This window comes from Gilvibacter sp. (assembly GCF_965601605.1).
Classification (GTDB): domain Bacteria; phylum Bacteroidota; class Bacteroidia; order Flavobacteriales; family Flavobacteriaceae; genus Gilvibacter.
In genome coordinates, this window is the sequence record NZ_CBFCWJ010000012.1 from 65,688 (window position 1) to 80,859 (window position 15,172).

Sequence of the window (15,172 nt, forward strand, 5' to 3'; positions counted from 1 at the left end):
ATGGTTGCCACACCTCTGGAATCCCTTGGTATTTCGTAATTTTGACAAAATTCACATTCATGGATCTCAGCTTCAATAAAAACGAAGACCACAATAAATTACTCCGTTCTGACCTTAGAACTCGATTGGCAAAAGTCAAATTAGGCGGTGGTGAAAAGCGCATTGAAAAACTCCACGCCAAAGGCAAAATGACTGCCCGTGAGCGTATTGACTACCTCTTAGATGATAAAAAATCAAGTATTGAGATCGGTGCCTTTGTTGCAGACGGCATGTATCAAGAACACGGTGGCTGTCCTTCTGGAGGCGTGGTGGTAAAGATCGGTTATGTGAAAGGCGTGCAATGTGTGGTTGTAGCCAATGATGCCACTGTGAAGGCTGGAGCCTGGTTCCCCATTACCGCTAAAAAGAATTTAAGAGCGCAAGAGATTGCTATTGAGAACCGGCTTCCTATAATCTATTTGGTAGATAGTGCTGGGGTTTACCTACCGATGCAAGACGAGATCTTCCCGGATAAAGAACACTTTGGACGCATCTTTAGAAACAATGCGGTCATGAGCAGTATGGGTATTGTCCAAATCGCTGCAGTTATGGGAAGTTGCGTAGCAGGTGGGGCTTACCTTCCAATCATGAGCGATGAGGCTTTGATCGTAGATAAGACCGGAAGCATATTCCTTGCCGGAAGCTATTTGGTTAAAGCAGCCATTGGTGAATCCATAGACAATGAGACTTTGGGCGGAGCCACTACCCATTGCGAGATCTCTGGCGTTACGGATTACAAATCCAAAGATGATGCTGACGCTCTTACAACTATTAAAAACTTAATGAGCAAGCTGGGAGAGAATCCCAAAGCTGGTTTCAATAGAATAGCCGCAAGTAAACCCGCCAAAGACGCTGAGGAGATCTTTGGCCTACTGCCCGCCTCTCGCGCCGAGCAATATGACATGCGCGAGATCATTGAGCGCTTGGTTGACAATTCAGAATTTGAAGAATACAAAGCAGGTTACGGGCAAACCATTTTGACCGGTTATGCTCGAATTGACGGTTGGGCCGTTGGTATTGTTGCCAATCAGCGTAAGATCGTCAAAACTAAAAAAGGAGAGATGCAATTCGGGGGAGTGATCTACAGCGACTCCGCAGATAAAGCCACGCGTTTTATAGCCAATTGCAATCAGAAGAAAATACCGTTGGTATTCTTGCAAGATGTAACCGGCTTTATGGTGGGATCCAAAAGCGAACACGGCGGAATCATTAAGGACGGTGCTAAGATGGTGAATGCTGTGAGCAACAGTGTGGTGCCTAAATTCACCATCGTCATTGGAAACTCTTACGGAGCCGGAAACTACGCCATGTGTGGGAAAGCATATGATCCAAGACTCATCGCTGCTTGGCCAAGCGCAGAACTGGCTGTGATGAGCGGAAACTCGGCGGCTAAAGTATTGTTGCAGATTGAAACTGCATCGCTTAAAAAGGCCGGAAAAGAGATCTCCAAAGAAGAAGAGTCTGCGCTATACGACAAGATCAAAGCGCGTTATGACGAGCAGATCTCTCCCTATTACGCGGCTGCACGTCTTTGGACAGATGCGGTGATTGACCCTATGGACACCAGAACCTGGATCAGCATGGGGATTGAAGCAGCGAACCACGCGCCTATAGAAAAGCCTTTTAACATGGGAGTGCTTCAAGTTTAGTTTGTATCTTAGAGTACTAGCTAAACAATCTATTAAATGAGCACAAACAAATGGACTGCCCTACTTCTACTGGCAGTTACCTTCTTTGCTTGCCAAGAAGCAGAAGAACCCAAGACCTATGCTATTAGTGGAACCATCAGTGATTATGACGGTTATCTCTTTTTGAATTACACCCAACCAGGAGACTCGACCTATCGGGTAAAAGATTCCGTGAAAGTAGAGAACGGACGCTTTAGCTTTAATGGGGAAGTACCTTACCCAGTACAAGGATATTTGCATATGCAGCCGCCCTCTGGTGTAGCTTATCTTTATATCGAGCCAGGAGCGAGCGAGATCTTTTTAACTACAGCCTCTCAGCCTTCTGGAGACCAAACTTATTATATGTTTACTTCGGATTCTATTGTGGGATCTTACGGAGATGAGCTCTCGGCTAACTTTCAAACCTATCGCAAAAGCATTCAAGACAATCCAGATTACAATACGCTCATCATTGACAAGGTGGTGGAAATTGTGAAGGCAAATCCTTCGCATCCTTACTCAGGCAAACTATTAGCAGATTTCACCTTAGGCCCTAAGTACTTGACAGTCGCCAGAACAGAGGAGCTTTTAGCAGTATTGGACAAGGACGTTCAAAGCCCTGATGATTTGATGTTGATTGATAATAAGATCGTAAAGGATACCCGTTACGCTCCCGGAAAGCCAATTGGCAAGATTGAGCTCGTCAACACAGAAGGTGAACTCACTGCCTTAGATCCTTCGCAGAGTGCGTATACGCTCGTAGATTTTTGGGCGAGTTGGTGCCGACCTTGTTTGGAGAAAATGCCGGAATATGTAGAACTACTTTCCAATACCGAACGCAAAGACCTCATGATCTTCGGGGTTTCCATAGATGAGGATACCACGGCCTGGAAAGCTGCCATTGAAAAGTATGAACTCAATTGGCAACAGGTTGCAGATACCTTAGGCTTTGACAGTCCAACGGCAGAGCAGTTCTACCTGCTAGCAATTCCGAGCAACATCTTGATAGACAGCACGGGCACGATAGTTGAAGCCGATATCAAACTACACGATTTACAAGCGCGATTCTTAAAATAATTTGAGCACTACCCTTTCTCCAGGCATTAAAAGAAGCGTTTACCTGTTGCTATTGATCTTAGCGGGAGAGGCAGTCTTTATTTTGCCTTTTGTCTTGATCCGCGTATTTGGAAAGACCTTTTTAGATGCCTTTGAGATCACCAACTTTCAAATTGGCACGGCCCAATCCATTTATGGAATTGTCGCCTTTGGCGCCTATGTTTTTGGCGGACCGCTAGCCGATAAATATCCCGCTCGAAAATTAATGGCCGTTTCTCTGTGGGCAACTGCCGCTGGCGGCTTGTATATGGCCAGCTACCCTTCAATAACAGGCTTAAAGATCCTATTTGGATATTGGGGTTTCACTACCATCTTTCTGTTTTGGGCTGCCATGATCAAGGCTACGCGCGTTTGGGGTGGCAATCAAAGTCAAGGCCGCGCCTTTGGTATTCTTGACGGTGGACGCGGTTTAGTCGGAGCGCTTTTCGCCTCTATGGGCATTTGGATCTTAGCTGCTTTTTCTTCTGCGGATATCACCGAAATAAGCCCAGCAGAGCGTCAAGAGGTATTTTCATACGTGATCTACACCACCACGGTCATTGTCAGTGTAATTGGAGTTTTGGTATGGTTTTTTATGAAATCGGATACGGAAGGCGAAACCACACTCAGCAAGATCAGTTGGCAGGATATCTGGACGGTTCTTAAAATTCCTGCGGTTTGGCTTTTGATGATCATCATATTATCTGCTTACGTAGGTTATAAATTGACCGATGTATTCTCTCGCTACGCGCGAGACGTTATGGCCTTTAATGAGGTAGATGCAGCAAAGACTGGCGCTACCCTGCTCTACTTACGTCCAATTACGGGCTTGCTCTTTGGTTTTTTAGCCGATCGTAGTCGCGTTACCGGCTGGTTGACTATCAGTTTTGTTCTGAGCGTGATTGGTGCTGCTTTGTTTGGCTTCGGATTCATTGAGGCCGATGCCACCTATTTCTTTGTCATGGGCGTGCTGCTCTGTGCAACCGGCATCTACGGCGCGCGCGCGCTCTATTTTGCAACGCTTAAAGAAAGTAAGGTTCCCGTGCTGCTCACAGGGACAGCGGTAGGTTTAATTTCACTGATCGGATATACACCCGATATCTTCACCAGTCCGGCTATGGGTTATTTAATTGACAATTGGCCGGGAGCACAAGGATACCGATACGTATTCTTAATGCTGGGAGGTTTTGCTCTTGTGGGACTTTTAGCTTCTTTAGTACTGCTGCGGATCAACCGAAAATAAATCCGTACCTTTTTGGTTGCAACTATACAACCATTCATGAAATCATTCACAAAATGCATTGGCCTTGTCATGGCTTTATGCTTCACACTCATTTCCTATGCCCAAACCGAAGGTGAAGGGCCTTACGACCAACTTATCATTCGCGGCGTAACCCTTATTAACGGCGATGGTTCTCCGCCAAGAGGTCCTATCGACATTGTAGTCGAAGGAAACCGAATTACCCAAATTCAAGTTGTCGGATATCCCGGGGTGGAGATTAAAGATTCTGGCAGACCAAAACTCAAAGCCGGTGGGCGGGAACTAGACGCCACAGGCATGTATCTGCTTCCTGGTTTTATTGATATGCATGGACATATCGGTGGTGTGGCTCAAGGTGCCGATTGGGACTATGTTTTTAAACTGTGGATGGCGCACGGTATCACCACGGTTCGAGAACCTTCTGGTAGAGGGATTGATTGGGCTTTAGATCTGAAGAAAAGATCAGCAGCAAACAGCATTATTGCTCCTAGAATATTTGCATATACAGGTTTCGGGCAGACTTCAAGCAGTTTTAACCCTTTGGATGATGTACCAATTACAACTCCAGAATTGGCCCGCCGCTGGGTCAGAGCCAATGCAGAACGCGGTGCGGACGGTATTAAATTCTTTGGAGCAGAACCCGAGATCATGACAGCGGCCTTGGATGAAAATCGCAAGCTAGGCTTACGTTCTGCCATGCATCACGCCCAAATGAGTGTGGCGCGTTGGAATGTACTCCACTCTGCTAGAGCAGGATTGACCAGTATGGAGCACTGGTACGGCTTACCTGAAGCGCTCTTTGATGATCGGACGGTACAGGATTATCCGCTGGACTACAACTATCAGAATGAACAACACCGATTTGGTGAAGCCGGGAAACTATGGCAACAAGCTGCAGAACCTTATTCTGATCACTGGAACGCAGTAATGGAAGAACTGCTTTCGTTAGACTTTACACTAGATCCAACCTTCAATATTTATGAAGCTAGTAGAGATTTGATGCGTGCGCGCAGAGCGGAATGGCATGAGGACTACACCTTGCCTTCCCTGTGGCGTTTTTACCAACCCAGTAAGATTTCTCATGGAAGTTACTGGCACTTTTGGGGTACGGAAGAGGAAGTTGCTTGGAAGGAGAATTACCGCCTTTGGATGACTTTCATTAACGAATACAAAAATCGTGGAGGTCGCGTTACTGCAGGTTCTGATAGCGGATTCATCTTTCAACTCTACGGTTTTGCTTACGTCAGAGAACTTGAATTGTTGCGTGAAGCTGGATTTCATCCTTTAGAAGTGATCCGATCTGCAACCTTAAACGGAGCAGAAGCCTTAGGTGCAGATCAAGACCTTGGCTCTGTGCAGATTGGAAAGCTGGCTGATTTTGTGATCGTAGAAGAAAATCCTCTTGAGAATCTAAAAGTACTTTACGGCACAGGCGCGATCAAACTGACGGAAGATAATGAAGTGGTCCGCGTAGGTGGCGTAAAATACACCATCAAAGACGGGATCATCTATGACGCCAAAGCCTTATTGGCAGACGTAAAAGCCATGGTAGACGCCGCAAAAGAAGCGGAAGGGTTTACCTTAAAGCAGCCTGGAATCAAAGATTAATTGCCTGGAATGGTAATGATAGCCTCTTGGCGTTCATTGACGTATCTAAAGCCCTTAGGCCCGTAAAATCCGGCTTCTTCAAGCATAACGCGAATGTCTTTATCCCAAGGCTCAATACGGACTGTGGTATTGAGTTCAATGGCGTATACGGTATTGGGATATAGCGGATAATCGCCTGTTCCTGGCACACCTCCTTGAGAATCCCACATGCCAATAGTCGGTCCTCCGCTGTGGCCGTAAGTTCCTAAAGGGTGTGTGTAGATGGACGGACGCAAACCTTCTGCTTTGGCCTCTCCTAAGGATTTTAAAAGGATCTCGTTCCCGCTGCGCCCGATTACGAAATTACCAGTGAGTATGTCCTGCAAGCGATTTCCAAGTTTAAAAGCATCTGCCAAATAACTAGGAACCTCTGTCTCCCCTTCTTTCAATACGTAGGCGTGTTGTTGGCAGTCCGTATTTAGTCCGACATAAGTAATTCCAAAGTCGCAGTGCAACAGATCCCCCGGCATAATGGTTTTGTCCTTATAACCATTGGAAAAAGACTCTATATGACTTTTAAGCGCCTCATCACTCCGCTGAATATCCACAGTTGGGTGAAACCAGGTCTCCAACCCAAGGTCGGTCACCTTTTGACGCATCCACCAAACCACATCATCAGAAGTGGTCTCTCCAGGAGTGATCACTTTACGTGAGAAGGCCTCTGCAATAATATCGTGAGTGATCTGCACCAAGGTATTGTAAAGCTCCATCTCCATTTGTGTGCGGGTCTCTATCCAACTTATCGCTAAAGGTTCTGCGGATACCAACTTGGCTTCTTCCTCCGGAGGCAGAGCCTCCAAGAGTCCCTCATAATCGGTCTTGACAAGACCATCAGCAATTCCGAAGTAATCAGAAGTATTGATCCCAATCTTCTTAGGGTTGCGCTCTTTGATCAAACGTACCAAAGCCTTCCACTGATCAGGCTCCTCTTCTTTATTCCAAGCAGACTGAATGTTCTCGCCCACATTATAACGCGCCACAGCCAATTTATCAATGGTTCCATTAGCAGCGTCTCGATAAAAAACCAATATGGTCCGTCTGCGGGCATTCAACCACTTGGCAGGCAACATGGTCCGCATTACTGGATCTTCATTATACTCTCTAGAAATTAGGATCCACATATCGATTCCAGCTCGGTCCATGAGTTCTGGTAAGAGGTTGTTGAATCGATCCGCAAGGATCTCATCTCTTAGGTTGGCACGTTCGCGCTCTGAAAGGATCTCGTATTGACCGAAAACAGATTGTGTCAGCAAAAAAGCGACAAATACTAAAATTCTCATGATGGCTGGATTAAAGCCTAAAGATACGAAACAACTATTGCTTCTTTATGTTCTGATACGGATTGATCAGACTGTCCGTTCTTATGCTACGTTGAATGCGTTGCTTGAAGGAATTGTCAATGATCTCTGGAGTATTCAGATAGGCATCAATACGCGCCAGCGCCCGTTGTACCTCCGGATGAAAGAACACCATGGCTTCTTGATAACGCACCGCAGGTTCGCTTAAAACACGCGCTAATGGAGGTTCTACCACGCCCCATTGACGCAGGTCATAATTTTCATAGTCACGCAGCACCCAACTTATGGTATCGTTATGCCTTTTGATGTACTTCATTAGCCGGACAGGATCATCCACGTCGCCACGCAGCACGGCTTTTACGCGTTCATACGTAATGCGATGCGGCATCATGATTGGCTCCACCACAAATCCTTTCTTTTCAATCTTATCAAAAACGTAACGCGGTAATTTATCAATGGAGACCACAGTATTTAAGATGGCGGCCAGTTCACCCGACTTCTCTTGAGTGACCTTTTTAAAATTCCAATCCTCAAGTACTTTGTAGGCGACATAATAATCCAAGGAGTTTATAATATTCACAAAGACCGGTTGAATCTTGGTGTGATAATCCCCAGATTCTGCTTTGAGGGTTTCATAGATCTCCAAGGTGCTCAGCATGCCCGAATTCTCAAAATATCCTCCGTCTACATAAGTTCCTTTGCCACGGATCTCTGCGGATGGGCTAAACAAAGGAAAACGATTGGTGGTAGAGACTGCACCAAAATAGGTCAATCCACATTCCCCGCAGCTGTCTTTGAAATCGGAGAGATTGTCTGCTGCCGGAAAAGTGTTTGGCGCAAAATTAACCGTACTCACTACCCCTTGACGCCCAATGGTTGAGGTGGTATTCATAATCAGAATTGGGAACTTGCCTTTGCGCTTTTGCTGTAATTCCCACCAGTAATCAGAAAAAGTTGTGGTATGGTAGCGATCCCCCATGCCTGTGTAACGGGCATGGTCTTGCATACTCTTATACGAGCGATCCTTGCCATTATAGGTTAGCGGTATGTATTCTCTGATCCAATCCTTACCCAAAAGATAAACAAGCTCGTTACTCAATACATTCGAGGTGCCAATATTGTAAATGGCGCGAGCTCTAGCCGCTGGATCGTCGTTCTCATTGACAATGGAAGCGTAATTCGCAATTCCCACAGCACCTCCGGACACCCCACTCATCACCAAGGTCTCCGCACTAAAATTACCCTCACTGCGCTTGTCCAGTTCATTGAACAGCAGCATATTCCACAAATTGGCCTTAAGACCTCCTCCGTAGGAACCTACAAAGAAAAAGTTGCGTTTGCCGCCATTGGGAATATCCTGAGTGCGTTTTTCCAAGTATTTATCGGAATTGACCTGTGGCTTTTCCCGTTCAATTACGGCGAGTTCGTGCAAGTCATTGGGTAATGAGGTGCTGTAAAAGGCCCAACCGATAAGTAAGATCACCAAAACCGGTATTCCGTAGCGGAACCACTCGCGATACTTTTTAACGCTGGTAGCACTGCGCTGATAGAATAGTATATGCTTAAAGGTGATGATGATGATCGAATAGAACAAGATGATATACAGCAAAATGATCACCAGTGGATTCAAAGCCTGCGCCAGATCAAAACTAAAATTGGCGGCTAACAGGATTACAAAAGACGATACTCCGCTGATCTGCATCAAGATCAAATAACGCACGTTATCACTGAGTTTCCCATACTGTTTGAGATACCATTGTTTGCCTAGATTTGGTTTGGGATGATACTTTAAAAAGAGCTGTCTGCGATTCTCGTCATACATATCCGGATTGTAGTCATACAAAGCCTGAGAGTAGAACACATACTTAAAATAAGTACGACAGAGTTTGAAGTAGATGTACAGGAACATCTGCAGGCCTAAAGTGACCAAGAAGAAGAGTACGGTCCAGCGGCTCCAGCCAAAATAAATGGCACAAACCGTGGTCAATCCAACCATAAACAGACAAAAGGCGAAATACTTAGGGAAGCGGTTCACATAGCGTACTATGGTTTTAACCACTTCCTGTTTCTGTAGATCAGAACAGTCTGGATCTGTCAAGGTCTCTTTCCAAAAAGTGTACTCCTGCCCTTTTGCAGCGTAAATGATTAATGATAGAATCAGCAAGAACGCGGTGATCTGCGAAGCGTTGAAATACAGGCCGTAAAAACCTTCTGCCACTCCGAGAATAATATGGAACATGGCTATATACAAGAGAATCCCCAAGCTTCTTCTAAGGGAACTTACGCGCTTATTCCCAAAACTGATCACTGGCTTTTCTCCAGGCAATAATTGGGTTCCGTAATAGATGATCCCCCAACCTGCAAATCGATGCCAGGTCTTTGCCATGAATAGTTTTATCCCCGTTTTATGACCGTGGAGCCAGATATCGACATAAACCGGGAAATGACTCAGAATGATCGCTAGAAAAGTCAACAACGCGAACAGTAAAACGATATTCCAAGGATTGTTGAACATATCCACAATTAGCGTTCCTCCTTGCGGCATGGCCGTAAGTAAGAGGTAAACAATAGCAATAAAGAGTATACTTAGAATAGAGGTTTGAAAGAACCGGAACCACGAACGGAAGTCTGTAAAAACATATCGTTTTAAGGCCCAATAGAGAAAGAGTCCTATAGTAAGCCCGTAGGCCGCAAACTTAGCATCGGAAAAGAAGGAAGCCCATCCCTTCCAGTAAAAAAGATAAGAAAAGCCTTCAATGACATCAAAAACGTAGGCAAAGAAAACTACGATGGTAAATACGTGGATCAGACCAAATTTGCGGGTTCTGAGGTCACTGCTTTTAATACCGTTCATCTTCATCACTATATTGACCAGCAGTGATAGAAAGACCAAAGCCCAGATAAAATCGACAATAAAAAAGGCGCGATACCACAGGAGTTTACCGTTGTTGACGATGTATTTGGTGATCAGATCAAAATTCTCAAATTTGCCGTGTTGCGGTGCGGCGATATAATCGTTGAGTCTAAATTTTGCTGTACAGAAGAGCAGGATCAGTGAAAGCAATATCCACAGAATGACTAGCGGATTGAGCCCTTTAAGAAACCATTTTTGCATAGTATAAAATTATGCGGGGAGGGACATTCAGAAAGCTTAGCTCAAGGTACAAAAAAAATGAGACGCCTATAGATTCACCTTAAGTACGGTCTGTTCTTTTCCTAGATCTTCAAGACGAACCAATTGAACTTCCTGCTTTTGGTTTGGCGTTCCAAAATCATAAATAACCGTGACCTTCAAATAAGTCGGCAAAGCGTTATCTCCAGTGATCTTGCCTTTATAGTTGACATTGAACAACCACTCGCCCACGTCCTGATTGGTCATAAAGAATTCTTCCAACCCATAACCTAAAGATTGCTCGTCCGCCCAGCGGAAGGCATCGGAGGTTTGATCGTGTTTCCAAGTAAAGAAACGATTCTGCGGATTCACGATCTGCAAGTCAAAGGCGGCATCATAATCGCTCCATTCAAAGATCACTCGTGCTCTAAGGGTTACATTACTCTTGAAAAAGTCGCGTACTCCGCTAAGATCAAAATTGCGTCTGTGGCGGAACAAAAGATTCTTATATTCTTTTACGTAAGTGGTTTGCAAATTCCCCAACTGACCGTTTTGCGCTAAGGTTTTGTTGTCAATGGCTTTGTAAATTTCTAAAGCTTCTTTAGGCATTCCCGCAGCTTCTTGCGCTAAAGCCAAGTTGCGGTAATTCTGAATCTGTTCTGGCCAAGCCTCAACAAGTTCCTGATAGATACTTACAGCTTCATTAAAGAGACCCAAGTTCTCATATTGATAGGCCGTAGCACGTAACTCACTGGCCGTTTTTGCAACCAGTTTCGCGTTGGATAAAACTCTAGAGACGAGTACTGCATTGTTCCAATCTTTGAAATAACTTGCAGCATCAATAAAGAAGGAAGAATTGCGTCCATAACGCTGTCGCTGCTCTAAATAAATGTTATAAGCCTCATCAATATCTTTGGCGCGTTGCAGCGCTTTCATATAAGGCGTGTCTGGCAAAGCAGCCATATCTTCCGCAGATCCGGTATAAGTCGCTGTGGTTCCCAAAGGAATGGCGCTATCACGAGTGGTGGCTTTACTTACTGCAGCCGTTTTAGTGGTCACCAAGATCACTCCGTTTCTTCCTAGAGTTCCATATTTATTGGTTGCGGCAAGGCCTTTCAATACCGTAATGTCTGCAATGTTTGCCGGATCTAACAAACCGCCTTGACCAAAGATGGAACGGTCGTTTAGTGTTCCAATTCCATTGTTCCCTGTCGTAACACCGCTCAAAGCGCCAGGACTGCTTTCAATGGGCACGCCATCTACTACAATGAGCCCTGTTTGGTCCAATAAGATACTCATATTGTTTCCACGAGAGAGGAACTGAGAGATGTCTTGATCGTTCTTAAGGTTGATGTTAGAAAACTGCCCTTGAATGGCCGTCTCAAGATTTATATCCTGATCACTGATGGCTTCGTCTGTAATAGTTTCTACAGAATAACCCAAGCGCTTTTTAGCTACACGCATATTGCCTGTGTTGACCTCATCCTCGTTAGACTCTAGAGTGGCCGTCAGTATAACTTCATCCAAAACCTCGCTCCCAGCGATCATTTGGACGTTCTTTTTGCCGTCTTCGGGTACGCGCGTCAAAAGACTGTTCTTACCGACATAGGTAAACTCTAAGATTCCATTGATCTTAGCATTTAAGCTGTAATTCCCTGAGGCATCGGTTAGGGTACGCGCTCCAGTCTCACGATTAAAAACCGACACTCCTTCTAAAGCGCCATTTCCATCTGCTACAGTTCCACTAACGGTGATGATGCCGTCTCCTGAGGGAACTTCCTTAGTGGTAGCGAAAACATTGAAAAAAGTCCCTCCTGTGCGCAGTGCAAGGCCCTCCAAGCCTTTTTGATTGGAATTGGTCACACTGCAGATCACATTGATCTTATGCTTAAAATTTGACGGGAATGATTGAAGGTCTGCGCGTCCGTTGGTCACCAAGATCACGTCAGAATTAACTCCATCAAATAGGTTATCATAATTACCTGCACCGTCGTAAATGCTCTGTTCCAGTTCCCGACGCAAACCGGTCCAATTTCCTCCTGTAATCGTATAGTTTCCTTCTTGGATGACGGTATTACTAAAGGCTATATAGCGCACCTTAATCTCTGGGTTTTGATTGAAATAAGAGTCCAAGAACTGCAGTTCTGCCGCAAAGTCCTTGTCTTGCATATCATAGGAAGTATCGTATAGGAGTGTAAGTTCTCCAGCAGTGTCTTGAGCTGGAGCATAGGCCAAACATAATAACGTAAGGGTAAAGAGGAGAACAAGTCTTTTCATATCAATAATGGTTAGTTAGTCCAAGCGGATTAAATGGTACCAGTCCCCTAAAGATAATTGATATTCTCTTTAGTTACCACAGTCTTCCGCTTAAGTTCAAAAAAACAAAGGATATCGCAAAAGCTCGTTAAACCCGTTAAAGGCTTACCCACAAATCAGTAACTAAAGGCATAAAAAAAAGGGCTCAAGGCCCTTTTTTTTTAGTTATTTCTGTTTCGACGTTTTTTCTTCTTTTTCTTCTTTTTGTCACCGAAGTGCAATTCTCCAAAACGCGCCACCTGCTCTTCTGTAAGCACAGTGACCAGATTGCCAGAAAGCTTCTCGTCTAGTTTTTTATAGGATTGTTGTTTGACATCATAGGTGATGCTCTCATCAGCCATAATGCCCATTTTCTCCTTTTCGTATTCTACAATGTAGTTTTTGACTACTGCCTTTTCAAAAGCATCTAGTTCAAACTCCGTTTCATAGAGGTCCATCTTCTCATCAATATCCTCTAAGGTGTCTTCAATGGCGATGGCACCTTGGTCCCTTGGAAGTGGTGGCGGTACATATCCGCGTTGTCCACGTTGGATCTGTCCGAGGTTTTGAGCGGCGGCAGTACCTAACGATCCGAAGATCAAAATAGTGATAAGGAGTAAATTCTTCAACTTCATCAGTCTAACTTTTAGAGTACAAATATCTTAAATTTCACTCAGAAAAGTCAAAAACCATACCAAGGATTAACTTTTCTTAGGATAATTCTGCAGTAAAGACAAGATCTCATTGCGACGGATCTTACCCGTTTCCGTGTATCTGAATTTAGAAACGCCGTAAATCTTTTTAGGGCGAGAGTATTTGGGAAGGCCATCAAACAGATCTTTATGGACCCCTGAGGCTCGGCCGTCTGGAGAAGGACTCTCTACCACTAGCACTACGCGTTGTCCCAAAACTGGGTCTGGCTCCGCAGCGACAAAGAAAGGCACATCCAATTGTTCCTCTAAGGCCGATTCCACTTGTTCTGGATAGATCTTTATCCCTCCGGAGTTGATCACGTTATCAATACGCCCCAACCATTTAAACTCGGTTTCACTGATCAAATCCACCAAATCATTGGTCACCACAGGAACCGAGGAAATACCCGGAGCCTCTATAACCAAACAGCCACGAGCATCTAAGGAAAGACTAACTCCAGAAACCGTTTTATAATTCTCAGAGGCAGCTGCTCCATTCAATCTTCTAAGCGCAATATGACTAACCGTCTCGGTCATGCCATAAGAAACATAGGCTTTGGTGGCAACGCCTTGAAGGGCTTGCTCTAATTGATTTGAAACCATCCCTCCGCCTATAAGCAAGGTCCCCACCTTTTCCAAGGCAGTGATAGAATGCATGGCTTGGGCTGGAACCATGGCCACAAAGTCATAGGCCGAATCATACTCCGTCAATGCTTCCATAGAGGGCGCAACTACGTGTAAATGCCATCCTAAGGTCAAGGCCCGGACAATCATCATTTTCCCAGCAATATAATCTGAAGACAAACAGAGTAAAGCCTCTGTCTTTGGACCTAGTTCTAAAGCCTCACCAGTGGTCTTAGCGCTGTGAATCATTGCCGCCTTGGACAGCTTCACAGGCTTGGGCGTTCCAGTGGAACCAGAAGTTGTGGCAATGATATGATCTTCACTATTTCCCCACTCACTTAAGAAACTGGCTAAGGCCATTTCATGGGCTGCTCCTTGCTGCTTTAACACAGCGGTAAACTCTAAGAGATCCTGAGGACTCTCGTAGCTCAGACCGTTGAGTTTAAAATCAGGATGCACAACCATGTTTTAGGGGGAATACTGTTTTAAAGGAATTCTAGTGGATCGCGTTCGGGAGGTGGTGGCACCTTTCCAAAAAGTCTTTCTGACCAATTTTTCCATTTATAACGGAAGGCCATTATAGCGATGAATATCGGGTAGATCACCAATACAGGGACCAGCACGTCAAATCCTGCAGCAGGCTCTGATACATCTAAGAAAACTGAATTGGTCTTAATCACGGTCCAATCCGCAGTTACTAGTAAGGCCGCAATTAAATTGTTGCCGGCATGGAAACCTAAGGCGAGTTCCATCCCTTCATCCATCAGGGTGATGATACCTAAGAACAAACCTGTCCCGATGTAGTACACCATAACTATGTTTCCGAGTTTATCTACCTCCGGATTGAAATAGTGCAGCATTCCAAAAACAAAGGAGGTAATCAAGAGTGGCAACCAGCGATTTCTACTCATAACGCCTATTCCCTGCATGAGGTAGCCTCTAAATAAGTACTCCTCCATACTTGTTTGTAAGGGTATAAAGATCACGGCGATTAAAGCCAAGATGGCAAAAAGCTTCGCGTCAAACTGCAGTACGTAATCGTCTGGATTGCCGTAATAGTCTAAAACTGTTAGAACTGTAGTTGTCACTCCAATGAGTAAGAAGCCGAACCAAAATCGGCCCCAATCTATCTTCTTGCGGGCAGTAGTTAAACTGGTAATGCTTTGTTTATGAACGTATTTCACCCAAAGAAATAAGGCCAAAAGCCCTACTGCAAAGCCTAAGAGCATAAAAAAGAAGGTGCTGTTGGAATCCAAAATATTGAGCATGTCGGTCTCGTCTGTGAGTTCCAGCATGCTTCCGCCTTCCGCGGATTGTTTCATAAAAATGGCAACAACAAAAGGGATAGAACCCAATTGAGTTCCGATAAATACCATGACCACCCCTAAAAGGTAGCGCCACGGTTGGTAAAGTGATTTATACGCCTGTGCGATATACATGAC

At 44.9% G+C, this 15,172-nt stretch carries 10 protein-coding genes; 4 read left to right on the forward strand and 6 right to left on the reverse strand.

Annotated elements, in window-relative coordinates; all coding sequences use genetic code 11:
• Positions 1–59: 59 nt before the first annotated feature.
• The 4 genes from ACSLP7_RS02860 to ACSLP7_RS02875 all read left to right on the forward strand — a co-directional run bounded on the left by ACSLP7_RS02860 (position 60) and on the right by ACSLP7_RS02875 (position 5,670).
• Positions 60–1,688 carry an acyl-CoA carboxylase subunit beta gene (locus tag ACSLP7_RS02860; protein WP_435577912.1) on the forward strand — a complete coding sequence of 543 codons (1,629 nt, stop codon included), beginning with the start codon at positions 60–62 and terminating at the stop codon, positions 1,686–1,688.
• Between the two features lie 36 nt (positions 1,689–1,724).
• Complete coding sequence (locus ACSLP7_RS02865) at positions 1,725–2,783, forward strand: redoxin domain-containing protein (protein WP_435577913.1); 1,059 nt, start codon at positions 1,725–1,727, stop codon at positions 2,781–2,783.
• 1 nt (position 2,784) lies between these two features.
• Positions 2,785–4,044, forward strand: coding sequence for an MFS transporter (locus tag ACSLP7_RS02870; RefSeq protein ID WP_435577914.1), 1,260 nt, complete (start codon positions 2,785–2,787; stop codon positions 4,042–4,044).
• A 69-nt stretch (positions 4,045–4,113) separates the two neighbouring features.
• Positions 4,114–5,670, forward strand: a complete 1,557-nt coding sequence (locus tag ACSLP7_RS02875; RefSeq protein WP_435578015.1) for an amidohydrolase family protein — start codon at positions 4,114–4,116, stop codon at positions 5,668–5,670.
• Here ACSLP7_RS02875 and ACSLP7_RS02880 read toward each other — a convergent pair.
• From ACSLP7_RS02880 to ACSLP7_RS02905, 6 genes are all read right to left on the reverse strand, one after another.
• Entirely contained in the window at positions 5,667–6,989 is a 1,323-nt protein-coding gene (locus ACSLP7_RS02880) for a M24 family metallopeptidase (RefSeq protein ID WP_435577915.1), read from the reverse strand. The two genes, ACSLP7_RS02875 and ACSLP7_RS02880, sit on opposite strands and share 4 nt — an antisense overlap.
• A 34-nt stretch (positions 6,990–7,023) precedes the next feature.
• On the reverse strand, positions 7,024–10,122 hold the full coding sequence (locus tag ACSLP7_RS02885; protein WP_435577916.1) for a hypothetical protein: 3,099 nt from the start codon (positions 10,120–10,122) through the stop codon (positions 7,024–7,026).
• Between the two features lie 66 nt (positions 10,123–10,188).
• Positions 10,189–12,396, reverse strand: coding sequence for a TonB-dependent receptor plug domain-containing protein (locus ACSLP7_RS02890; protein ID WP_435577917.1), 2,208 nt, complete (start codon positions 12,394–12,396; stop codon positions 10,189–10,191).
• 200 nt (positions 12,397–12,596) lie between these two features.
• Positions 12,597–13,049, reverse strand: coding sequence for a hypothetical protein (locus tag ACSLP7_RS02895; protein WP_291186387.1), 453 nt, complete (start codon positions 13,047–13,049; stop codon positions 12,597–12,599).
• Between the two features lie 66 nt (positions 13,050–13,115).
• Entirely contained in the window at positions 13,116–14,195 is a 1,080-nt protein-coding gene (locus ACSLP7_RS02900; protein ID WP_435577918.1) for an AMP-binding protein, read from the reverse strand.
• 20 nt (positions 14,196–14,215) lie between these two features.
• Positions 14,216–15,169, reverse strand: coding sequence for a lysostaphin resistance A-like protein (locus ACSLP7_RS02905; protein ID WP_435577919.1), 954 nt, complete (start codon positions 15,167–15,169; stop codon positions 14,216–14,218).
• Between the last annotated feature and the right edge of the window lie 3 nt (positions 15,170–15,172).